Genomic DNA, 22012 nt, shown 5'->3' on the forward strand with positions numbered 1-22012 from the left:
CCGACACGCGCGGCGGCCGCGTGGGCGAGATCGTGAGTTCGGCGCGAGACCGAGGGTGCACACCCACGACCTCGCGCCGAAACCACGAGCTCGGTCCGGCAGTGGTCAGCCGGCCGCGCCCGCTGCCGTCGCCACCAGGAACGCCGGTGCCCGCAGGCCCTCCGCCGCGAACGCGTCCGCGACGGCCTGCGCCACCTGGTCCACGTCGTCCGCACCGACGAGCGCGATCGCGGACCCGCCGAACCCGCCCCCGGTCATCCGCGCGCCCGCGGCGCCCGTCTCCCGGGCGGTGTCGACCACGAGGTCCAGCTCCCGGCAGGAGACCTCGTAGTCGTCGCGCAGCGAGGCGTGCGACTGGTTCATCAGGGTCCCGACGAGCCCGACCTCGCCCGCGTCGAGCAGCGCGACGAACCACGTGACACGGTCGATCTCGTTCACCACGTGCCGGACGCGGCGCACCTGCACGTCGTCGTCGAGCTTGCCGAGCGCCCACTCCAGGCCACGGGGGTCGTCGGAGATCTCGCGCAGCGTGCCGACACCGAGACGCTCCGCCGCCGCCTCGCACGACGCGCGCCGGGCGGCGTACTGGCCGTCCACCAGGGCGTGCTCGGCGCGGGTGTCGACGACGAGCAGGGCGAGCCCGTGCGCGGCCAGGTCGAAGGGGACGTGTCGGACGGAGCCGTCGAGGCAGTCGAGCAGGAGGGCGTTCCCCGCCTGGGCGCGCAGGGCTGCTGCCTGGTCCATCCCGCCCGTGGGGGCTCCGGCGATCTCGTTCTCGGCGCGGACGCAGAAGGACGCCAGCGTCGCGCGTCCGTCGTCGGACCCCGCCAGGCCGAGTGCGAACACCGCATCGAGGGCCACCGCCACGGAGGCCTCGAGCGCGGCGGACGACGAGAGCCCGGCGCCGTACGGCACGCAGGAGTCGACCGCGACGTCGAACCCGGAGACCGTGTGCCCCGCCTGGCGCAGCGCCCAGGCGACGCCGGCGACGTAGCCGGCCCAGCCCTCGACGGTGCCGGGGGCGACGTCCGCGAGCTCGATCGTCCGCAGCCCGGCGGGCTCCTGCGCGGAGACGAGCCGGACCGTGTCGTCGTCGCGCCGCCGCAGGGCGATGTACGTGCGGTGGGGGAGCGCGATGGGCAGGCACAGGCCGCCGTTGTAGTCGGTGTGCTCACCGATGAGGTTCACGCGCCCGGGAGCCGACCAGGTCCCGTCGGGCTCGGACGCGAACCGGGCACGGAACACGGCGGCGGCGCGGTCGGCGCCCTCGGCGGGGGTCCAGGCTTCGAGCCATTCGGGGGTCATGCCAGCTCCTGCAGACGGGTCGCGATGCGCTCGGGGGTGGTGTCGCTGATCCAGGCACCCATGCCGGACTCGACGCCGGCCAGGTACTTGAGCTTGCCCGGCGCGCGCAGCACCGAGAACAGCTGGAGGTGCAGGCGCGAGTCGTCGCGGCCCTCGCGCACGGGGGCCTGGTGCCAGCCGGAGATGTACGGCAGGGGGATCGCCTCACCGTCCGGGCCGACGAAGAACCGGTCCAGCCGCTGCAGCAACGACAGGTAGACGGTGGACAGGTCCTCGCGCTCCGCGTCGCTCAGGGCCGGCAGGTCGGGCACGTCGCGCCGCGGGGCCAGATGCACCTCGACGGGCCAGCGCGCCGCGAACGGCACGTACGCCACCCAGTGCTCGGACTCCAGCACGATCCGCTCGCCGTGCGCCAGCTCCGCGTCGAGCACGTCGCGGCCCAGCAGGCGGCGGGTCCGCTCCCGGTGCGCGCGGGCCTGCGCGAGCATCGTGGTCGTCTTCGGGGTGAGGTACGGGAAGGCGTAGATCTGCCCGTGCGGGTGGTGCAGGGTGACGCCGATCTCCTTGCCGCGGTTCTCGAACACGAACACCTGCTCGATGCCCGGCAGCGCGTGCAGCGTCTTGGTCCGCTGCGCCCAGGCCTCGACGATCGTGCGCATCCGACGCGGTGTCACCGTGCTCAGCGACGCGGTCGAGTCCGACGAGAAGCAGATGACCTCGCAGCGGCCCGCGGCCGGGCGGACGGTCCACAGGGGCTCGCCGTCGCGCTGCACCGGGACGTCGGGGATGCCGGGCACCGCGAGCAGCGACGGGAACCGGTTCTCGAACACCACGACGTCGTAGTCCTCCGCCGGGATCTCGCCGTCCTGGTAGACCGCGCCGGGCTTGGCGGGCGCGAGCGGGTTCGCGTCGGCGGGCGGCAGGAACGTGCGGTTCATCCGCTGCGCGGCCATCGGGATCCACTCGCCCGTGAGGGGGTCGCGGCGCAGCTCCGGGCCGGTGACCGGCTGCGGGACGCCGTCGGCGTCGGGGACGGGCGCGAACCTGTCGACCAGGGGTCGGGCGTCCTCGAGCGTGCGGGTGGCCGCTCCCGAGACGTAGGGCTCCGAGTCGTCGAAGTAGAGCAGCTCCCGACCGTCGGCGAGCGTGGTCGTGGTCAGTCGGACGTTCACGGGGTGGCTCCAGAGGTGTCGACCGTGACCAGGGTGATCGCGGTCAGGTGTCGTCGGGCGTCGGCGGGCAGGGCGTCGTCGGTGAGCAGGGTGTCGACGTCGTCGAGCGGGGCGATGCGCGCCAGGCCCACCACCCCCCACTTCGTGTGGTCAGCCAGCACGGTGGTCGCCGCCGCGCAGGCCATGAGCGCGCGGTCGGTGGCGGCCTCCGCGAGATTCGGGGTGGTCAGTCCGTGCGCGTCGAGCCCGTGCACCCCGAGATAGGTGCGGTCGACGCGCAGGCCGGCCAGCGTGGCGTCGGCGACGGGGCCGACGAGTGCGTCCGACGGGGTGCGCACGCCGCCGGTGAGGATCACCTCGAGGTCACGCGCACCGTGCAGGGCGTCGGCGATCCGCAGGCCGTTGGTGACGACCGTGAGCGGACCGATGCCCGAACCCGCGAGCAGCTCGGCGAGCAGGAACGTGGTGGTGCCCGCCGAGAGCGCGATGGCCTGCCCCGGCTCGATGGTCGTCAGCGCCGCGCGGGCGATCGCCGCCTTCTCGGGGCCCGCCCAGGAGCGCTTGGCCTCGAAGCCCGGCTCGTCGGTGGGCCGTCCGGGTGCGTCGGGGGCGACCGCGCCGCCGTGCACCCGCCGGACCAGGCCCGCCCGGGCCAGCTCCGCGATGTCGCGGCGGACCGTCATGTCCGAGACGTCGAGGCTCTCCACCAGGTCGGCCACCCGCGCGGCACCCTCGGAGCGCACGGCGGCGAGGATCCGTTCCTGACGCTGGGAGGCGAGCACCCGAACAGCATCGCACTCAAACAAACAAACTTCAACACCGGAATGGCGTCAGCGTTCGGTCAGCGGCCTGCCGGCGTGAGACCCAGCGAGCGGCCCGCGAGGCCCCGGCGGCGGGCGGCCAGCGAGCGGGCGACCTCGCGCAGCGCCTGCGCGGCGGGGGAGTCGGGGGCGCTCAGCACCACGGGGGTCCCGTCGTCGCCGGCCTCGCGCAGCCGGACGTCGAGCGGCACCTGGCCGAGCAGCGGGACGTCGCCGCCGGTGATCCGGGTCAGGTTGTCCGCGACGGTCTGCCCGCCGCCGGAGCCGAAGATCTCCAGCCGCGAGCCGTCCGGCTGCTCGAGCCACGACATGTTCTCCACCACGCCGACCACGTGCTGGCGCGTCTGCACGGCCACCGACCCGGCACGCTCGGCGACCTCCGCGGCGGCCACCTGCGGGGTGGTGACCACGACGAGCTCGGAGCTCGGCAGCAGCTGCGCGACGGAGATCGCGATGTCCCCGGTGCCGGGCGGGAGGTCGAGGAGGAGCACGTCGAGGTCGCCCCAGAACACGTCGGCCAGGAACTGCTGCAGCGCGCGGTGCAGCATCGGCCCGCGCCACACGACCGGCTGGCCGGGCGGCACGAACATGCCGATCGAGACCACGAGCACGCCGAAGGCCTCGGGCGGGAGCAGCATGTCGTCGACCCGCGTCGGCTGCCGCGTGACCCCGAGCATGCGGGGGATCGAGAAGCCGTAGATGTCGGCGTCGACGATGCCGACCTTCAGCCCGTCGGCCGCCATCGCGACGGCGAGGTTGGCGGTGACCGACGACTTGCCGACGCCGCCCTTGCCCGACGCGATCGCGTACACCTTGGTCAGCGAGCCGGGCTGCGCGAACGGGATGACGGGCTCGGAGTCCGTGCCCCGCAGCAGCGTCCGGAGCGCGGCCCGCTGCTCGGCGGACATGACACCGAAGACCACCGCGACCTCGTCGACCCCGTCGACGGTGGCCGCTGCTGCGCTGACGTCGCGGGTGAGCGTGTCCTTGAGCGGGCAGCCGGGCGTCGTCAGGTCGATCCCGACGGTCGCGCGCGCGCCCGCCACCTCGACGGAGCGGACCATGCCGAGCTCGGTGATCGGGCGCTTGATCTCCGGGTCGAGCACGCGGGAGAGCGCATCACGGATGGCATCGAGCAGGGGGTCGGTGGGGTCCGGCATGCGGCCCATCGTAGGCGGCGCGCGGACTAGCTCCGGGGGGCCTTCCGTCCCCGCTCGGGAGCCTCCGGGTGCTTCTCCTGCTCGGCCTCGCGCTCCGCCGTGAGGTCCTCGAGCATGTTGCGCAGCTCGGACCGGACGAAGTCGCGGGTGGCCACCTCGGACAGGGCGATGCGCAGCGCCGCCATCTCGCGGGCCAGGAACTCGGTGTCCGCGAGGTTGCGCTCGGAGCGCTGCCGGTCCTGCTCCGCCTGCACGCGGTCGCGGTCCGTCTGCCGGTTCTGCGCGAGCAGGATCAGCGGGGCGGCGTACGACGCCTGCAGCGAGAGCATGAGCGTGAGGGCGGTGAACCCGTTGGCCGCCTTGTCGAAGCGCAGGTCCGGGGGCGCCCAGATGTTCCAGGCGATCCAGACGAGGCAGAACAGCGTGAGGTAGATGATGAACCGCGGCGTGCCCAGGAACCGGGCGATGCTCTCCGAGATCTTGCCGGACGCGTCCTCGTCCAGCTGCGGCTTGCGGATGAACCGGCGCCGCGTCTCCAGCGGGGTGTCGAGGCGCTCAGCCACGGGTCACCCCCGGTGTGGGGCTGCCGAGCGTGCCGGTGCTGGAGAAGTTGCCCTCGTCGTCCGTCTCGCGCCAGTCCTCAGGCAGCAGGTGGTCGAGGACGTCGTCCACCGAGACCACGCCGAGCAGGCGCTTCTCGGAGTCCACGACCGGCAGCGCCAGCAGGTTGTAGGTGGCCAGGTTGCGCGTCACGGCCAGCAGCGGCGCGTCGACGGTGATCGACTCGATGTCGGTGTCGACGATCGAGCCGATGGCCTCGTGCGGGGGCTCGCGCAGCAGCCGCTGCAGGTGCACGACACCGATGAACCGGCCGGTCGGCGTCTCCAGCGGCGGGCGCGCGACGAACACCATCGACGCCAGCGCGGGGGTGAGGTCCTGGCGGCGCACGTGGGCGAGCGCGGCGGCGATGGGCGTCTCCGGGCCGAGGATCACGGGCTCGGTGGTCATCAGACCGCCCGCGGTGTTGTCCTCGTAGGCGAGCAGGCGGCGGACGTCCTTGGCCTCGTCGGGCTCCATGAGCTCGAGCAGCTCGGCGGCCTGCTCGTCGGGCAGCTCGCCCAGCAGGTCGGCGGCGTCGTCGGGCTGCATGGCCTCGAGCACGTCGGCGGCGCGCGTGCGGGCCAGGCCCTGCAGGATGCCCACCTGGTCGTCCTCGGGCAGCTCCTCCAGCACGTCGGCGAGCCGCTCGTTGTCCAGCGCGCTGGCCACCTCGAGCCGGCGCGTGAGGCCGAGGTCGTGCAGGACGTCCGCCAGGTCGGCGGGCTTGAGGTCCTCGTACTGGGCGAGCAGCAGCTCGGCGCCCTGGGCGGCGCTGGCCTGGCCCAGCCCGGTGACCTCGTCGACCGAGACCAGCAGGGTCTCGCCGCGTCGGCGCAGGATGCTGGAGCGCCCGGGGGTCTGCCGGCGGACGAACAGCTTGGAGATGACCCAGTCGCCGTTGCGCTGCAGCTCGATGGCGACGTCCTCGATGGTGGCCGGGCCGGAGCCGTCGACGAACTCGACCGTCCGGTCCAGCAGCTCGCCGACGACGAGGGTCTCGAACGCGCGCTGCTCGAACCGACGCATGTTCACCAGGCCGGTCGAGATGACCTGCCCGGAGTCGACGGCGGTCACGCGGGTGAGCGGGAGGAAGACGCGCCGACGCGCGGCCACCTCGACGACGAGGCCGACCGCTCGGGGCATGCCCTTGGGGCGCACCAGCACGACGACGTCGCGCACCCGTCCCACCTGGTCACCGAGGGGGTCGAACACGTTGGTCCCGGCAAGGCGCGCGACGAACACCCTGGTCCCGACGCTGCTCACGTCGGTCAGCCTAGACCGGGCTCCGGCTGCCGGCCGCCGCCATGCCGGTCGTCGGGGCCTGGCGATCCCTGCGGCGCTAGGGGAGGATCGCCGCATGTCGTTCTCCGGTAACGCTCGTGCCCCGCGCACCCCCACGCCGCCGCAGGGCGAGGCGGTCGCGTCCTACGCCACCTACCTCGAGGCGCAGAAGGCGGTCGACCACCTCGCGGACAAGGCGTTCCCCGTGCAGCTGGTCACCATCGTCGGCGCGGACCTGAAGATGGTCGAGCGCGTCACCGGGCGCCTCTCCTACCCCCGGGTGGCCCTCGGCGGGTTCCTGTCGGGCGCCTGGTTCGGCCTCTTCGTCGGCCTGCTGCTCAGCCTCTTCACCACGCCGGGCGCGCAGAGCCCCCTGGTGCCCGCGATCTTCATCGGTGGCGCCTTCGGCCTGCTCTTCGCGATCCTCACGTACTCGTTCTCCCGCGGGAAGCGGGACTTCACGTCGACCAGCCAGATCGTCGCGTCGTCCTACGCCGTCCTGTGCCGGGCGGAGCAGGCGCACAAGGCCCGGGAGCTGCTGCGGGAGATCGGCGGAGTCCAGTCCGGCTGGCCCGCTCGGCCCGCCGCCCCGATCACCACCACAAGTCCGTCGGATCCGTCGGCTGCGTACCCGCCGGCTGCGGCCCCCGCTGACCCGTGGGGCTCTCCGACCGTGCCGCCGGTCGCGCCGCCCGGACCACCCGCTCCGCCGACCGGACCGCCGTCCGACCAGCCCGTGCCGCCGCACGCGCCGAGCGGGCCTCCGCACGCGCCCTGAGCCGCGCGGCCCGGCGCTCGCGGAAGGTCGGCTCCGGGTCGACCTGCGGGGCGTCGGGGAAGCCGCTGCGCGCCTCCCGAATCGTCGCGGACTTCGAGAACAGCAGTGCGAGGTGGGCGCCGTCCATGTCTGCCTCCTGTGTCGGGGTTGTCCCTCTCACAGGTGGTGACGCGGACGCTCGCGCCCGATCGACACTCAGCGGCCGAGCAGTCCCGCCATCCACGCCTCGATGGCGTCGGGCTCGCGGGGCAGGGCCGCCGACAGGTTCTCGTTGCCGTCGGACGTGATGAGCACGTCGTCCTCGATCCGCACGCCGATGCCCCGGTACTCCTCCGGCACCAGCAGGTCGTCCGACTTGAAGTACAGGCCGGGCTCGATGGTGAACACCATGCCGGGCTCCAGCACGCCGTCGAGATAGAGCTCGGCGCGGGCGACCGCGCAGTCGTGCACGTCGAGGCCCAGGTGGTGGCTGGTGCCGTGCACCATCCAGCGGCGGTGGTGCTGGTTCTCGGGCAGCAGCGCCTCCTCGGCCGTCACCGGGAGCAGGCCCCACTCCTCGAGCCTCTCGGCGATCACCACCATCGCGGCCTCGTGCACGTCGCGGAACCGGGCGCCCGGCACGGCGGCCGCGAAGCCGGCGTCGGCGGCGTCCAGCACGGCCTGGTAGATCCGGCGCTGCACCTCGGTGAACTCGCCGTCGACCGGGAGCGTCCGCGTGACGTCGGCCGTGTAGAGCGAGTCGACCTCCACGCCGGCGTCCACGAGCACCAGCTCGCCGGGCGTCACCTGGCCGTCGTTGTCGATCCAGTGCAGCGTCGTGGCGTGGTCCCCGGCCGCGGCGATGGTCTCGTAGCCGACCGCGTTGCCCTCCTGGCGGGCGTGGCCGACGAACGTGCCCTCGATGACGCGCTCGCCGCGCCGGTGCGCGACCGCCTCCGGCAGCGCGCGGACGATCTTCTCGAAGCCCTCGATCGTGGTGTCCACGGCGAGGCGCATCTGCTCGATCTCGTGCGCGTCCTTGACCAGCCGCAGCTCGGACAGCGCCTCGGCCAGCCGCTCGTCGCGCTGACCGGCGGCCTCGGTGGCGCGGATCTCCTCGACCAGCTCCTCGATCGCCTCGTCGGCCTCCGGGACCACCCGCACCTGCACGCCGTCCTCGCCGACGTCCTTGGCCAGGGCGTCGCGCAGGTCGTCGAGGTGCGCCGTGTGGATCCCGGTGAGCTTCTCCAGGTCCTCGAGCGTCGGGCGCGCGCCCACCCAGAACTCACCGGAGCGCGAGTCGGAGAAGAACTCCTCGGTGTCCCGGCCGGCCAGAGGCCGCATGTACAGGACGGCCCGGTGGCCGCCGCCGTCGTCGCCCGTGCCGTCCTCGACAGGGTGCAGGACGAGCACGGCGTCGGGCTCCTGCTCGGCGCCCAGGCCGGTGAGGTGCGCGAACGCGGAGTGCGGGCGGAACCGGTAGTCGGTGTCGTTGGACCGCTGCTTGAACGCGCCGGCAGGGATGACGAGCCGCTCGCCTGGGAACTGCGCGGCGAGGGCCGACCGGCGCGCGGCGGTGTGGTCGGCCGCGGCGCCGCGCTGCAGGGTCGACGGCGGACGCTCGCCCCAGCCGGAGGTGACGAACCGCACGAACTCCGGGGAGCCGGGCCGCTGGGACCGGTTGCTGCCCCGGTCGGCGAGCGGCTGGGTGGGGGTGGTCTCCGGCGTCAGGTCCTCACTCATGGCGTCATCCTCCCACCAGCCCCGACTACCGTGACTCCGTGCGCATCGACCTCCACACCCACTCGACGGCGTCGGACGGCACGGGCGCACCCGCGCAGGTGGTGTCGGACGCGGCGGCCGCGGGTCTCGACGTCGTCGCCCTGACGGACCACGACACGACGGCCGGCTGGGCGGAGGCGGAGCAGGCGGCGCACGAGCACGGCATCGCGCTCGTCCGGGGGACCGAGGTCTCCGCGCGGTCCAGCGGGATCAGCATCCACCTGCTCTCGTACCTGCAGGACCCGACGCATCCCGCACTCACCGTCGAGCTGGACCGGACGCGCGACGCCCGCCTCAACCGGGCGCGGCAGATCGTGGAGCTGCTCGCGGTCGACGTGCCGATCACCTGGGAGGACGTGCTCGAGCAGGCGCGCGACGCCGTCGTCGTCGGCCGCCCGCACATCGCCGACGCCCTCGTCGCGCGCGGGGTGGTGCCCGACCGGGACGCCGCGTTCGTGCACCTGCTGGCCTCGGACGGGCCGTACCACGTGCCGCACTACGCCCCCGACGGGCCGGCCGCCGTGCGTGCGATCCGCGCCGCCGGCGGTGTGCCCGTCTTCGCGCACCCCGGCGCCGACGCCCGCGGCCGGATCGTGCCCGACCGCGTGTTCGACCGCCTCGCGGCCGCGGGCCTCGGCGGCATCGAGGTGGACCACCGCGACCACTCGCCCGCGCAGCGGGTGCGCCTCCGCGGCATCGCCGACCGCCTCGGCCTGCTGGTCACGGGGTCGAGCGACTACCACGGTGACGGGAAGGCCAACCGGCTGGGGGAGAATCTCACCGCGCCCGAGGTGCTCGCGGCGATCGAGGAGCGAGGGACGACAGACGTGATCAGACCATGAGCGACGTGTTCGACGCCTACCTGTTCGCGTCGGTGTTCATCACGCTGTTCGTGATCATGGACCCGCCCGGCGTGGTGCCCATCTTCCTCGGACTCACCGGCGCGATGACCCGCCAGCAGCGCAACCGCGCCGCACGGCAGGCCGTCCTGGTGGCCCTCGGGGTGATCGTGGCGTTCGCCCTGTTCGGGCAGTCGCTGCTCGACTACATGCACATCACCCTGCCCGCCCTGCAGGCCTCCGGCGGGCTGCTCCTGCTGCTCATCGCCATGGAGCTGCTGACCGGGAAGATGGAGGAGCCGCAGCCGTCGGGGAACGGGAAGGTCAACGTCGCGCTCGTGCCGCTGGGCACGCCCCTGCTGGCCGGCCCCGGCGCCATCGTCGCCACCATGGTGTTCGTCCAGCAGTCCGACAAGACCGTCGCCGAGTGGACCGCCATCGCGGCCGGCGTCGTCGCCGTGCACGTGGCGCTCTACCTAGCGATGCGGTTCGCCAACGTCATCCACCGGATCCTGGGCGACTCTGGGACCATCCTCGTCACGCGGATCGCCGGCCTGCTGCTCGCCGCCATCGCGGTGCAGCTCGTCGCCGACGCGGTCACCGCGTTCATCCAGGCGGCATAGCGAGGGGCGCGTGCTCCGCGGAGCACGCGCCCTCTCGTCCGTCCGGTTGGTCAGGCCTCGGTGGCCGTCGCCTGCGGGGCGCCGCCCTCGCTCGCCTGGCCGCTGCGCGTGCGACGACGGCTGCGGCTCCGGCGGCCGCTGCCACCGGTCGACGCGCCCTCGGCGCCCTGCTCGGCCGGGGCGCCGTCCGCCGGCGCGGAGGTCTCGGCACCCTCGCCCTCGCCACGACCGCGCCCGCGACCGCCGCGGCGACGACGGCTGCCCTCGCGCGCCTCCCCGGAGTCGTCCGCCGGCCGCTCGGTCTGCGGACCGGTGCTGCGCGGGGCGGACGTGGAGCGGGAGTCGCTGGAGTGCGCGCGCGAGTCGCCGCGTCGCGAGTCGCCCCGCCCGCCGCCGCGGATCGCGTCCGAGTGCGTGGTCGCCGGACGCCCGCCGCCGCGCTTGCCGGTCTCGCCGAGGTCCTCGAGCACCTCGGCGCCCAGGCCCTCGCGGGTCTGCTGCGACTTGGGCAGGCGGCCCTTGGTGCCCTCGGGGATGTCGAGGTCCTCGTACACGTGCGCGGAGCTGGAGTACGACTCGATCGGCTCGGGGATGCCCAGGCCGAGCGCCTTGTCGATCAGGCCCCAGCGCGGGATGTCGTCCCAGTCGACGAACGTGACCGCGGTGCCCTTGGCGCCCGCGCGGCCGGTGCGGCCGGTGCGGTGCAGGTAGGTCTTCTCGTCCTCGGGGCACTGGTAGTTGATGACGTGCGTGACGGCCTCGACGTCGATGCCGCGGGCGGCCACGTCGGTGGCCACGAGCACGTCGACCTTGCCGTGGCGGAACGCGCGCAGCGCCTGCTCGCGGGCGCCCTGGCCGAGGTCGCCGTGCAGCGCGCCGGCGGCGAAGCCGCGCTCGACCAGGTCGTCGGCCACCTTGGCGGCGGTGCGCTTGGTGCGGGCGAACACGATGGTCAGGCCGCGGCCGCGGGCCTGCAGGATGCGGGCCAGCATCTCGACCTTGTCCAGGGCGTGCGCGCGGTAGACGACCTGCTTGATGTTCTTGACGGTCTGGCCGTCGTCGTCCGGGTCCGCGGCGCGGATGTGCGTCGGCTGCGTCATGTAGCGGCGGGCCATCGCGACGACGGCGCCCGGCATGGTGGCCGAGAACAGCATCGTGTGGCGGCTGGCCGGCGTGGCCGCGAGGAGGGTCTCGACGTCGGGCAGGAAGCCCAGGTCGAGCATCTCGTCGGCCTCGTCGAGCACGACCGCCTTCACGTGCGACAGGTCGAGGTGCTTCTGCTTGAGCAGGTCGATCATGCGCCCGGGGGTGCCGACGACCACGTCGACGCCGGTGTTCAGCGCGGCGATCTGCGGCTCGTACGCGCGGCCGCCGTAGACCTGCAGCACGCGGACCTTGCGGCGGGAGCTGGCCGTGGCCAGGTCACCGGCCACCTGGACGGCGAGCTCACGGGTGGGGACGACGACGAGGGCCTGCGGCTTGCCGGCGTGGGGCATCTGCTCGTAGCCCTCCTCGCCGGGGGCGACCACGCGGTGCAGCAGCGGGACGCCGAATCCGAGGGTCTTGCCGGTGCCGGTCTTGGCCTGGCCGATGATGTCGTGGCCGGACAGCGCGACCGGCAGGGTCATCGCCTGGATGGGGAACGGGTGCGTGATGCCCGCGTCGGCCAGCGCCTGGACGATCTCCGGGCGGACGTCGAAGTCCGCGAACGAGGCCTCGACGGCCTGCACGGAGGACCAGGTGTTCTTCAGGGGGCGGGTCATGGGCTCGGCCAGAGCAGAGACCTGCTCCGGCGTCTCGTCGGTGGTGGTCACGAGGACTCTTCACTGCGAAGGGTGGTGTGCCGCGCGCTGCCGGGGCCGACGGGTGTCGGAGCGTCCCGGGCGACAGCGGAGTTCACCACGCGGGTTGGCCGGCAGCCGATCGTGCAAGTCGACTCGCGCGCGTCGTCCGGACGGGTCCGGGGCTGCGCGAGAATGGGTCTGATCGTCGAACGAACGGGGATACCGAGACGACCGGGCAACCGAATTACCTGCACAGTCTATCCGACGCCTCCCGCAGGCCGGTCGACGCCCCGCCGGGGCTACGATCCTCGGATGACGACGACGCACGCAGGCACCGGTGCCGAGGCCTCCCCGACCGCGGCCACGACCCCTCCGGTCGGCTCGCTGGAGCATGCGGACGCCGTGGAGCTGCTCGGTCTGGTCGCCCAGCTGGAGCACGTCGCGTTCGCCCGCCTCGCCGCCGACTCGGCCCTCGCGCCGACCATCGAGCAGCGCCTCGAGCTCAGCCGGTTCGCCGCTGCCGCCGTCGAGCGCCGGGACCGCGTCCTGGCCCGCATCACCGAGATCGGCGGGGACCCCGTCGCCGCCGTGCGGGTGTACGGCGACGTGCTCGACGACTTCGACGCCCGCACACCCCCCGGCTCGTGGTGGGAGCGGCTGCTCAAGGCCTACGTCGGGTACGGCGTGGCCGACGACTTCTGCCGGCTGGCCGCCGAGGGCCTGGACCCCGGGTCCCGCGCGGTGGTGCTCGAGGTGCTCGACGACGCGTCGCACGCGGAGCTGGCCGTCGCGGAGCTGGACGCCGCGGGCTCGGCGGACAGGGTGCTCACCGCACGGCTCGCCCTGTGGGGCCGGCGCCTGGTGGGTGAGGCGCTCGGGGTGGTGCAGCGGCTGCTCGTCCAGCGCCCGGCCCTGGTCCGGCTCGTCGCGCTCGGCTCCGCGAGCCAGCCCGACGCCCCGCCGAACGCCCCCACCAAGCTCTTCGGTGAGCTGACGGCCCAGCACACCCGCCGCATGGCCCGCCTGGGCCTGACGGCCTGACGTACCGCGAGAGCCCCGCCCGGACGGATCCGGGCGGGGCTCTCGCGTGCTCTCGCGGGCGTCGGTCAGATGTTGCCGAAGCCGACGCGTCCCTTGCTCTCCGAGCCGATCTCGACGTAGCCGAGGCTGGCCGTCGGCACGATGACGCGGCGGCCGCGCACGTCCACCAGCTCGAGGGCCGGCCGGCCGCTCAGGGCGGCGGCCACGGCGGCGGCGACCTCGTCCGGCGTCTGGTCGGACTCGAGGCTGATCTCCCGGGGCAGGTTCTGCACGCCGATGGTGATCTCCACCGTCATCTCCTTCACGTCCTTACTCCACGCAGTGGTTCTCGGGCGGCCTCGGCCGGTGGACCGTGGCACGTCGTCCGATCCTAGGCGTCCTCGTAGACGAAGTCGGGCCGGATCAGGGCGGACACCCCGCCCCAGGCCAGCTGCGTGACCAGCTCGACGGTCCGCTCGGGCCCGACGTCGCTCGGCTGGCGCAGGCGGTGGGTCGCCGCGCCCTGCGCCATCGCGATCAGCGAGATGGCCAGCATGCCCGCGTCCTCCACCGACAGGGCCGTGACCTGCGACAGGACCACGGTGATCCGGCGGGCGGCCTCGGAGGAGGCGTGCTCGACGCGGGCGCGCACGTCGGCGTCGTGCGTGACGTCGGACTCGAAGAGCAGCGCGGACGACTCTCCTGCGCCCTCGACGAACATGATGTACGCCTTGACGATCGCGGCGATGACGTCGCGCCCGTCCCCGCGTCGCACCGGTCCCTGCTCGATGCCGGCCACGGCCTTCTCGACGGCGACCAGCAGGTCGGCGCCGTTCTGGTCGACGACGGCGAGGTACAGGTCGAGCTTGGAGGGGAAGTGGCGGTACAGGACGGGCTTGCTGACCTCGGCGCGGTCCGCGATGTCGTCCATCGAGACGTGGTGGAAGCCCTCGGAGGAGAACAGCTCCTGGGCGATGCGGAGCACCTGGGCGCGGCGCTCGTCGCGCGCCATCCGGGGGCTGCGGTGCCTCGGGGTCGAGTCGTCTGTCCCGTCCGTCATCCCGCGATGGTAGCCACGGGATGTGTCAGGGATGCGACGATGGCTCGGTGAGGGCCCCGGAACTGCTCCGGACGGACCAGGGATCGACGCGTGCGTCTCGACGCCCGTCGGTCCCTCGTCGTCGTCCGCGCACGGGCCACCGGCACCGGTCCGGCTCCGCGCGGCGCATGGTCCCGGGCCTCGTCGCGGTCGCGCTCGGCCTGACCCTCGGTGCGGGCGGCGGACTGTGGGCGGTGAGCGCGCCGCGGGCCGCCGCGATGGTCGACGACGTGCTGGGGACCTCGTCCGCCGTCCCGGCCGAGCCGGTCGAGCGCATCGGCTCGCAGAGCCGGGCGTTCGGCGAGCGCGCGTCGCTCCTGCCGAACCCCGTGGAGGTCCCCCTCGGGATGCTGCCGACGGAACAGCCGCCCAGCATCGTCGCGCTCCCGCCCGGGCTGACCGCCGCCGACGTGGCCGCGGGCCTCCTGTCGAACGAGATCCCCGAGTCGGGGTCGGGCACGTTGAGCGTCGTCGCGGGCACCGACCCGGGGCCCGGCACCGGGACGGTGCGCACCGTACGCGTGGAGGTCGAGGAGGGGCTCGAGGTCGACGGTCCCGCCTTCGCCGCGACGGTGATGGCGACCCTGAACGACCCCCGCGGCTGGGGCGCGGACGGCTCGCTCTCGTTCGCGCGCACCGACGGGGCCGCCGAGCTCCGGGTGGTCCTGGCGTCGCCGTCGACCGTCGACGACCTCTGCGCGCCGCTGCGCACCGGCGGAGAGGTGTCCTGCGGGCGCAACGGCCACGCGGTGCTCAACCTGCGCCGGTGGGTCCTGGCGACCGCCGAGCTGGCGCAGGACAAGGTCATGTACCGGCAGTACCTGGTCAACCACGAGGTCGGGCACCTCCTCGGGCACGGGCACGAGCGGTGCGGCGGCGCGGGCCAGCTGGCGCCCCTGATGCAGCAGCAGTCCTACAAGGCGGCACCCTGCATCCCGAACGCGTGGCCGTTCCCCTGAGCACCTGAGCGCCGCGCGCGGGTCGTGCGCACGGGTGTCGGTGGCTCGTGATGGGATCGACCGCGTGACCAGCTCTCCGCACGCCCTGCGCCTGGTGCGCCCGGCGTTCGCGGACGTCCCCGCGAGCGGCCCCGGGGCGGTCGTGGAGCTGGACCCCGACCAGGCGGCGGCGGTGTCCGCCACGGACCGCGCGCTGCTCGTGCTCGGTGCGCCCGGCACCGGGAAGACGACGGTCGCGCTCGAGGTGGTCGTGGCGGCGGTCGAGGCGGGGATGTCGCCGGAGGACGTGCTCGTCCTGGCGTCGGGTCGCCGTGCGGCGGCGGACCTGCGGGACCGGCTGTCGGCACGGCTGCGGCGGACCTCGGGACGACCGCTCGTGCAGACCGCGGCCGCGGCGGCCTTCTCGGTGCTGCGCGCCCGGGCCTCCCTGCTGGGGGAGCCGCCTCCCACGCTCGTGTCCGGCGCCGAGCAGGACCTGCTCATCGGTGACCTGCTGGCCGGCCACGCGGCGGGCGAGGGCGTGCCGCTCGCCTGGCCCTCCGAGGTCCGGCCGGACGTGCTGGGCCTGCGCCCGTTCCGCGACGAGCTGCGCGACCTGCTGATGCGTGCCGCCGAGCGCAGCCTGACCCCCGTCGACCTGGCCGCGCTCGCGGACCTCCACGGCCGGCCCGCCTGGGCCAGCGCCGCGAGGCTGTACGAGGAGTACCTCGACGTGGTGCAGCTGCGCACCGGCACGCCGGACCTCGGCGCCCGCCTCGATCCGGCGGTGGTGGTCGACGAGGCGGCGCAGGCGCTGCTGACGTGGGAGGACGAGGTGCCGGGCACGGTCCGGCCGCGCTGGAGGCTCGTGGTGGTCGACGACCACCAGGAGAGCACGTCGGCGACCGCGCGCCTGCTGCGGGTCCTCGCGGACGACGGGGCGCGGGTGCTGCTGCTGGCGGACCCGGACGCGGCGGTGCAGACGTTCCGGGGCGCGACGCCGTCGCTGGTCGGGCGCGCGGGTCTCGACGGTCCGGGACCGGGGGAGCTCGGCGCCCGCACGGTCGTGCTGCGCACCGCGTGGCGGCACGACCCGGCGCTGCGCGACGTCGTCGGCCGGATCGCCGAGCGCGTGGGTGCGGTGGGGGGCGTCCAGCACCGGCGGGCGGTCCCGGCGCGGGCCGACGGCGGTGACGTCCGGGTCGCCGTGCTGCCGAGCACCGCGCAGGAGGCGGCGTTCGTCGCGCACGCGTTGCGCAGCGCGCACGTCGAGCGGGGGGTCCCCTGGAGCGAGATGGCGGTCGTGGCGCGCTCGGGTGCGCAGGTGACCGCGCTGCGACGCGCCCTGGCGGGGGCCTCGGTGCCGGTGAGCGTGCTGGGCAGCGACGTGCCGCTGCGCGAGGAGCCGGCCGCGCGGCCGTTGCTGGACGCGATGCGGGTGAGCGTCGGGGCGGTCCCGCTCGACGCGACGACGGCCGCGCGACTGGCGTGCTCGCCGCTCGGGGGCCTCGACGCCGTGGGACTGCGGCGCGTCCGGCGGGCGCTGCGCACGCAGGAGCTCGCCGCGGGCGGCGGCCGCACCAGTGACGCGCTCCTCGTCGAGGCGCTCTCCGGCGACGGTGCGGTCGCACTGCCGGCGCCGGCGCGCCCGATCGCGCGGCTCGCCCGCGTCCTGGCCGAGGGTCGCCGAGCCGCGTCGCTCCCGGCCGCCGACGCGCAGACGGTGCTGTGGGCCTTGTGGCGGGCGGCCGAGCAGGCCGAGCCGTGGCGGCGGTCCGCGCTGGCCGGGGGAGCGGGCGGCGAGCGCGCGGACCGGGACCTCGACGCGGTCCTGGCGCTGTTCCGCGCGGCGGAGACGTTCGTCGACCGGATGCCGCGCTCCTCGCCGGCCGCGTTCGTCGACTGGCTGCAGGCGCAGGACCTGCCGTCGGACTCGCTCGCGGCGCGCGCCCGGCGGGCGTCGGTGCAGGTGCTGACGCCGGCGGGCGCGGCGGGCCGGGAGTGGGACGTGGTCGTGGTGGCGGGGGTGCAGGAGGGCTCCTGGCCCGACCTGCGGCTGCGGGACTCGCTGCTGGGCGCGCAGGCGCTCGTGGACCTGGTGGCCGGCCGGGCGGTGCCCGGTACCTCCGACGACGCCGAGTCCGCCGCCGCGGCGCGCGACGCGGTGCTGGCGGACGAGCTGCGCTCCTTCGTGGTGGCGTGCTCGCGCGCCCGTCGCTCGCTCCTGGTCACGGCCGTGGACGACGCCGACCACCAGCCGTCGCCCTTCGTCGACCTGGTCGACCCGTCCGACGACGAGGGCGAGACCCGCCGCACCAGCGTCCCGAGCCCGCTCGACCTGCGGGGGCTCGTCGCGCAGCTGCGGGCCCACCTCGAGCAGGCGGCGCTGGACGGCGTCGAGCCGGACCCGGCCGCGGCCCGCACCCTCGCGCGGCTGGCGGCGGCGGACGTCACCGGCGCCGACCCGGCGCAGTGGCACGGCCTCGCGGAGCCGTCCAGCGACGCGCCCCTGTGGGATCCGGACGAGCGCGTGCCGGTCTCTCCGTCCAAGGTGGAGACCGCGCAGCGCTGCGCCCTGCGCTGGGCGCTCGAGGCCGCGGGCGGGACGTCGTCGGCGAGCGGTGGGCAGAGCCTGGGCACCCTGCTGCACGCCATCGCGCAGGAGCACCCGCGCGGTACCGAGGAGGAGCTGTCCGCGGCGCTCGACCGTCGGTGGGGAGAGCTCGGCCTCGGGTCGGGATGGCCGGCACTCGCGACCCGCCGGAAGGCCGACGCGATGGTGCACCGGCTCGCCGTCTACCTGCGGACCGCCGGCGAGCCGCTGCTGGTGGAGGGTGCTTTCGCCGTCGACACCGACCGGGCGTCGCTGCGGGGGTCGGCGGACCGGATCGAGCTTGTGCAGGACGGGCCTGCCGGACCCGTGGTGCGGGTGGTGGACCTGAAGACCGGCGCCAGCCCGCCGAGCGTCAGCAAGGCCGCGGAGAACCCGCAGCTCGGCGCGTACCAGCTGGCGGTCGACGCGGGCGCGTTCGACGGCCTGCCCGAGGGGGCCACCAGCGGGGGCGCGCAGCTGGTCTTCCTCGGCACGGGGGCGACGGCCGTGACGCGGACCCAGGACGCGCTCGGGCCGGAGGTCGACGGGCCCAGCTGGGCGCGCGCGATGGTCGACCAGGTGGCCGACAAGATGGCCGCGTCGACGTTCCAGGCGACCGCCAACGACCTGTGCGACCGCTGCCCCGTGCGGCGCTCGTGCCCGGTCCGCGGCGAGGGCGGGCAGGTGGTCGCATGACCCTGTCCGCCGCGCAGATCGCCGCCCTCGTCGGCCAGCCGCCGCCCACGCCGGAGCAGCGGGTCGTCATCGAGGCGTCCCTCGGGCCGTCGCTCGTCGTGGCCGGTGCCGGGTCCGGCAAGACGGAGACCATGGCCGCACGCGTGGTCTGGCTGCTGGCCAACGGCATCGTGGCCCCCGACCAGGTGCTGGGCCTGACGTTCACGCGCAAGGCGGCCGGCGAGCTGGCCGAGCGGGTGCGCAAGCGGCTGCGCACCCTCGCCCGGGCGGCCGCGGCCGAGGGCGTGGTGCTGGGCGGCGAGGTCGACCCCGAGCGCGGAGCGGGCCTGGCGGGCCTCGCGCGGCCGACGATCTCCACCTACAACTCCTACGCGGCGTCCCTGGTGTCGGACCACGCGCTGCGGCTCGGGCTCGACCCGTCGGCGCGGCTGCTCGGGGAGGCAGCCCAGTGGCAGCTCGCCTCCGAGGTGGTCGAGGCGTGGAGCGACGACCTTGACACCGACGCCGCCACCTCCACCGTGATCGAGGCGGTGCTCGCGCTCTCGGGTGCGCTGGACGAGCACCTGCTCGACGCGGCCGGTGCCCGCAGCGGGATCGAGGGCATCATCGAGGCGATCGCGTCGACGCCGGCGGGCACCCCGCCGCGCGAGCCGTACGCCGAGATCAAGAGGCTGCTGCGGTCGCTGGGGGAGCGCGTCCGGGTCCTCGAGCTGGTCGCGGAGTACCGGGCGCGCAAACGCTCGAGCGACGCGATCGACTTCGGTGACCAGGTGGCCCTGGCCGCGCGGCTCGCCCTCGACGTGCCCGAGGTCGGGGTCGGCGAGCGGCAGCGGTTCCGGGTCGTCCTGCTCGACGAGTACCAGGACACGTCCTACGCCCAGCTGACCCTTCTCGGCGCCCTCTTCGGCGGCGGGCACCCGGTGACCGCGGTGGGTGACCCGCACCAGTCGATCTACGGCTGGCGGGGTGCGAGCGCCGGCGGGCTCGAGGGCTTCCCGACGTCGTTCCCGCAGGTGCACCCGGACGGCTCGCGGTCGCCGGCCGACGTCCATCTCCTGTCCACCTCGTGGCGCAACGACCGGCTCGTCCTCGCGGCGGCCAACCACGTGGCGGCACCGCTGCGGGCGTCGGCCACCCGCGTCGCGGTGCCGGTGCTGGTGGCGCGGCCGGGTGCGGGCGAGGGACACGTCCACGCCCACGTCGCCGAGACGGTCGAGGACGAGGCGCGGGCGGTCGCGCAGTTCGTCCGCGACCGCTGGCGGCCCGCCGGACCGGGGCGCCACCGGGTCACGGCCGCGGTCCTGTGCCGCAAGCGATCCCAGTTCGAGACCCTGCGCCGTGCCTTGCGCGACGCCGGGCTGCCGGTCGAGGTCGTCGGGCTCGGCGGGCTGCTCTCCGCACCCGAGGTGGTCGACCTGGTCGCCCTCCTGCAGGCCGCGCACGACCCGTCCCGCGGCGACGCCCTCATGCGCCTGCTCACGGGCGCGCGCACGCGGCTCGGCGCCGCGGACCTGCACGCGCTCGCAGCGTGGTCCGGCGAGCTCGCGGCGCGCCACGGTGGCGACTCCCGGTCGCGAGGGTGGACGGCCGCGGTCGTGGAGGACGATGTGGTGGTCGAGGCGGACGCGGTCGACGAGCGCAGCATCGTCGACGCCCTCGACGCGATCACCGAGCTCCCGGTCGACGGCTGGACCAGCCGCGGCGGTCGGACGCTCAGTGCCGTCGGGCGGGCGCGGCTCGCCGACCTCGCCCTGACCCTGCGCGTGCTGCGCGCGCACACCTACCTGTCCGTGCCGGAGCTGGTCGGCGAGGCGGAGCGGCTCCTCGGGCTCGACATCGAGGTCGCCGCGCGGGCCAGCACGTCGCCGGGCCGCGCGCGGGCGCAGCTGGACGCGTTCCGGGACGTCGCCGTCGAGTTCGCCCGGTCCGCCGACCACCCGAACCTGGGCGGCTTCCTCGCGTGGCTCGAGGCGGCCGACTCCCGCGAGAACGGTCTGGACATGCCGGTCTCCGAGCCCGACCCCGACGCGGTGCAGCTCATCACCGTGCACGCGGCCAAGGGCCTCGAGTGGGACGTGGTCGCGGTCGCGGGGCTGGTGGACGGCGGGCTGCCGGCCACGGCGACGCAGGGCAAGGACGGACCGAAGGACTCCGCGTGGCTGACCGGGCTCGGCTCGCTGCCCTACCCGCTGCGCGGCGACCGTCACGACCTGCCGGTCTTCGCGTACTCCGGGGCCGACGATCCCAAGGAGCTCGAGGAGCGACGCAAGCAGTTCCTGCTCGACGCCGGCGACCACGAGGTCGCCGAGGAGCGCCGGCTGGCCTACGTGGCGCTCACCCGTGCGCGGTCCGACCTGCTGCTCACCGCGGCGTGGTGGGGCGACGGCACGCGGGTCCGCAAGGTCTCGGTGTTCCTCACCGAGCTCGCCGACGCCGGTCTGGTGGAGACGGGTGGCTGGGAGGAGGTGCCGGACGGCACCGGGGCGAACCCGCGCGCCTCGCTGGTGCTCACGGCCACCTGGCCCGCCGACCCGTTCGGCACGGACGTCGGGCCGACCCGACGCCCGCACGTCGAGGACGCGGCCGCCCGGGTGCGCGCCGCGATGGCCCGGCACTCGTCGGACGGGGCGGACGAGGCCCGGCAGGTGACGGCCGACCCCGCCGGCGACCCGTCGATGCCCGACCAGGAGCTCGCCGCGCACCCGTGGGACGTCCTCGCCGAGCGTCTGCTCGCCGAGCGCGAGCGGGCACGCACACCCTCGGGCGAGGTCGAGCTGCCCGCGCACCTGTCCGCCTCCGCCCTGGTCCGGCTCGAGGGCGACCCGGCGGAGTTCGCGCAGCACCTCCGACGCCCGGTGCCGGCCGAGCCGTCGCCGCAGGCCCGCCGGGGCACCCGGTTCCACGCCTGGGTCGAGGGCTGGTACGGCAGCGCCTCGCTGGTGGACGTCGACGCCCTTCCCGGTGCCGACGACGACTCCGCGGTCCTCGACCTCGACGAACGCGCGCTCCGCGAGGCGTTCCTGGCCACTCAGTGGGCGAACCGCTCGCCGGTCGCGGTCGAGGTGGACATCGAGATCTCGGTCGACGGCTACGTGCTGCGCTCCCGGATCGACGCCGTCTTCCCCGACCCCGCCGTCGGCGGCGGGGAGGCGGGCGTCGTGGTGGTCGACTGGAAGACGGGTGCGCCGCCCAAGGACGAGGCCGCCCGCGCCTCGCGCGAGCTCCAGCTTGCCGTGTACCGGCTCGCCTGGTCGCGGTGGACGGGCACCCCGCTCGACCGGGTGCGCGCCGCCTTCTGCTACGTGGGCGCGGGCGTGACCGTCTACCCGGAGCGTCTCCTGGACGAGACGGAGATCGCCGAGCTGCTGAGCGCCGCGACCCGCGGTCCGCAGGCTCTGGGTGCGGTCACCCCGCGGGCCAACCGGCAGGGCGCGCGGCCCAACACCCCCGGCCGCGGCCGTGCGGGGTGGGAGGGGTCGAGAGGGACGCCCGCGCGACGCTCACCGCAGCCGTCGGCGCCCACCCTCTTCGACGGCGACTGA

17 protein-coding genes are annotated in these 22012 nt (G+C 74.9%); 7 read left to right on the forward strand and 10 right to left on the reverse strand.

The window, feature by feature from the left end; all coding sequences use genetic code 11:
- Positions 1–105: 105 nt before the first annotated feature.
- Genes galK through ASD18_RS08610 form a run of 6 tightly spaced genes read right to left on the reverse strand, consistent with a single transcriptional unit; the run spans position 106 to position 6321 of the window.
- Positions 106–1305, reverse strand: a complete 1200-nt coding sequence (galK, locus tag ASD18_RS08585) for a galactokinase (RefSeq protein ID WP_056089358.1) — start codon at positions 1303–1305, stop codon at positions 106–108.
- The gene (galT, locus tag ASD18_RS08590) at positions 1302–2477 is read right to left on the reverse strand and encodes a galactose-1-phosphate uridylyltransferase (protein ID WP_056089361.1); all 1176 of its coding nucleotides are present in this window, start codon (positions 2475–2477) and stop codon (positions 1302–1304) included. Before galT ends, galK begins: the two co-directional genes overlap by 4 nt.
- The gene (locus tag ASD18_RS08595; protein ID WP_056089364.1) at positions 2474–3259 is read right to left on the reverse strand and encodes a DeoR/GlpR family DNA-binding transcription regulator; all 786 of its coding nucleotides are present in this window, start codon (positions 3257–3259) and stop codon (positions 2474–2476) included. The genes galT and ASD18_RS08595 overlap by 4 nt, the downstream gene beginning before the upstream one ends.
- 59 nt (positions 3260–3318) lie before the next feature.
- On the reverse strand, positions 3319–4458 hold the full coding sequence (locus ASD18_RS08600; protein WP_056091859.1) for an Mrp/NBP35 family ATP-binding protein: 1140 nt from the start codon (positions 4456–4458) through the stop codon (positions 3319–3321).
- A gap of 26 nt (positions 4459–4484) precedes the next feature.
- Positions 4485–5021, reverse strand: coding sequence for a DUF1003 domain-containing protein (locus tag ASD18_RS08605; protein WP_056089368.1), 537 nt, complete (start codon positions 5019–5021; stop codon positions 4485–4487).
- Positions 5014–6321: a magnesium transporter MgtE N-terminal domain-containing protein gene (locus ASD18_RS08610; protein ID WP_056089371.1), complete on the reverse strand. Its 1308-nt coding sequence runs from the start codon at positions 6319–6321 to the stop codon at positions 5014–5016. Before ASD18_RS08610 ends, ASD18_RS08605 begins: the two co-directional genes overlap by 8 nt.
- Before the next feature lie 94 nt (positions 6322–6415).
- Between ASD18_RS08610 and ASD18_RS08615 the strand changes: the two genes are divergently transcribed.
- A complete protein-coding gene (locus tag ASD18_RS08615; protein WP_056089374.1) occupies positions 6416–7117 on the forward strand; it encodes a general stress protein in 702 nt (233 codons plus the stop codon).
- Between the two features lie 195 nt (positions 7118–7312).
- Here ASD18_RS08615 and ASD18_RS08620 read toward each other — a convergent pair whose 3' ends face one another.
- Positions 7313–8839 carry an aminopeptidase P family protein gene (locus tag ASD18_RS08620; RefSeq protein WP_056089377.1) on the reverse strand — a complete coding sequence of 509 codons (1527 nt, stop codon included), beginning with the start codon at positions 8837–8839 and terminating at the stop codon, positions 7313–7315.
- 38 nt (positions 8840–8877) lie between these two features.
- Here ASD18_RS08620 and ASD18_RS08625 point away from each other — a divergent pair, with 38 nt between their 5' ends.
- On the forward strand, positions 8878–9720 hold the full coding sequence (locus tag ASD18_RS08625) for a PHP domain-containing protein (protein WP_056089380.1): 843 nt from the start codon (positions 8878–8880) through the stop codon (positions 9718–9720).
- Positions 9717–10340 (forward strand): MarC family protein, encoded by a 624-nt coding sequence (locus tag ASD18_RS08630; protein ID WP_056089384.1) that lies wholly within the window; start codon positions 9717–9719, stop codon positions 10338–10340. Before ASD18_RS08625 ends, ASD18_RS08630 begins: the two co-directional genes overlap by 4 nt.
- Before the next feature lie 50 nt (positions 10341–10390).
- Here the strand turns inward: ASD18_RS08630 and ASD18_RS08635 are convergent, their stop codons facing one another.
- Entirely contained in the window at positions 10391–12103 is a 1713-nt protein-coding gene (locus ASD18_RS08635; protein ID WP_082573946.1) for a DEAD/DEAH box helicase, read from the reverse strand.
- Between the two features lie 333 nt (positions 12104–12436).
- Between ASD18_RS08635 and ASD18_RS08640 the strand changes: the two genes are divergently transcribed.
- Positions 12437–13165 carry a ferritin-like fold-containing protein gene (locus ASD18_RS08640; protein ID WP_082573682.1) on the forward strand — a complete coding sequence of 243 codons (729 nt, stop codon included), beginning with the start codon at positions 12437–12439 and terminating at the stop codon, positions 13163–13165.
- Between the two features lie 65 nt (positions 13166–13230).
- Here the strand turns inward: ASD18_RS08640 and ASD18_RS08645 are convergent, their stop codons facing one another.
- A complete protein-coding gene (locus ASD18_RS08645; protein ID WP_210768092.1) occupies positions 13231–13461 on the reverse strand; it encodes a DUF3107 domain-containing protein in 231 nt (76 codons plus the stop codon).
- A gap of 74 nt (positions 13462–13535) precedes the next feature.
- Positions 13536–14204, reverse strand: a complete 669-nt coding sequence (locus tag ASD18_RS08650; protein ID WP_056089390.1) for a TetR/AcrR family transcriptional regulator — start codon at positions 14202–14204, stop codon at positions 13536–13538.
- A 47-nt stretch (positions 14205–14251) separates the two neighbouring features.
- Between ASD18_RS08650 and ASD18_RS08655 the strand changes: the two genes are divergently transcribed.
- The 3 genes from ASD18_RS08655 (at position 14252) to ASD18_RS08665 (ending at position 22012) form a co-directional block, all read left to right on the forward strand.
- On the forward strand, positions 14252–15202 hold the full coding sequence (locus tag ASD18_RS08655) for a DUF3152 domain-containing protein (RefSeq protein ID WP_235522299.1): 951 nt from the start codon (positions 14252–14254) through the stop codon (positions 15200–15202).
- Between the two features lie 64 nt (positions 15203–15266).
- The gene (locus tag ASD18_RS08660; RefSeq protein WP_082573684.1) at positions 15267–18470 is read left to right on the forward strand and encodes an ATP-dependent DNA helicase; all 3204 of its coding nucleotides are present in this window, start codon (positions 15267–15269) and stop codon (positions 18468–18470) included.
- Positions 18467–22012 (forward strand): ATP-dependent DNA helicase, encoded by a 3546-nt coding sequence (locus ASD18_RS08665; protein ID WP_082573948.1) that lies wholly within the window; start codon positions 18467–18469, stop codon positions 22010–22012. The genes ASD18_RS08660 and ASD18_RS08665 overlap by 4 nt, the downstream gene beginning before the upstream one ends.

Origin of the sequence: Cellulomonas sp. Root137, assembly GCF_001426725.1 — a bacterium.
Lineage (GTDB): Bacteria > Actinomycetota > Actinomycetes > Actinomycetales > Cellulomonadaceae > Cellulomonas.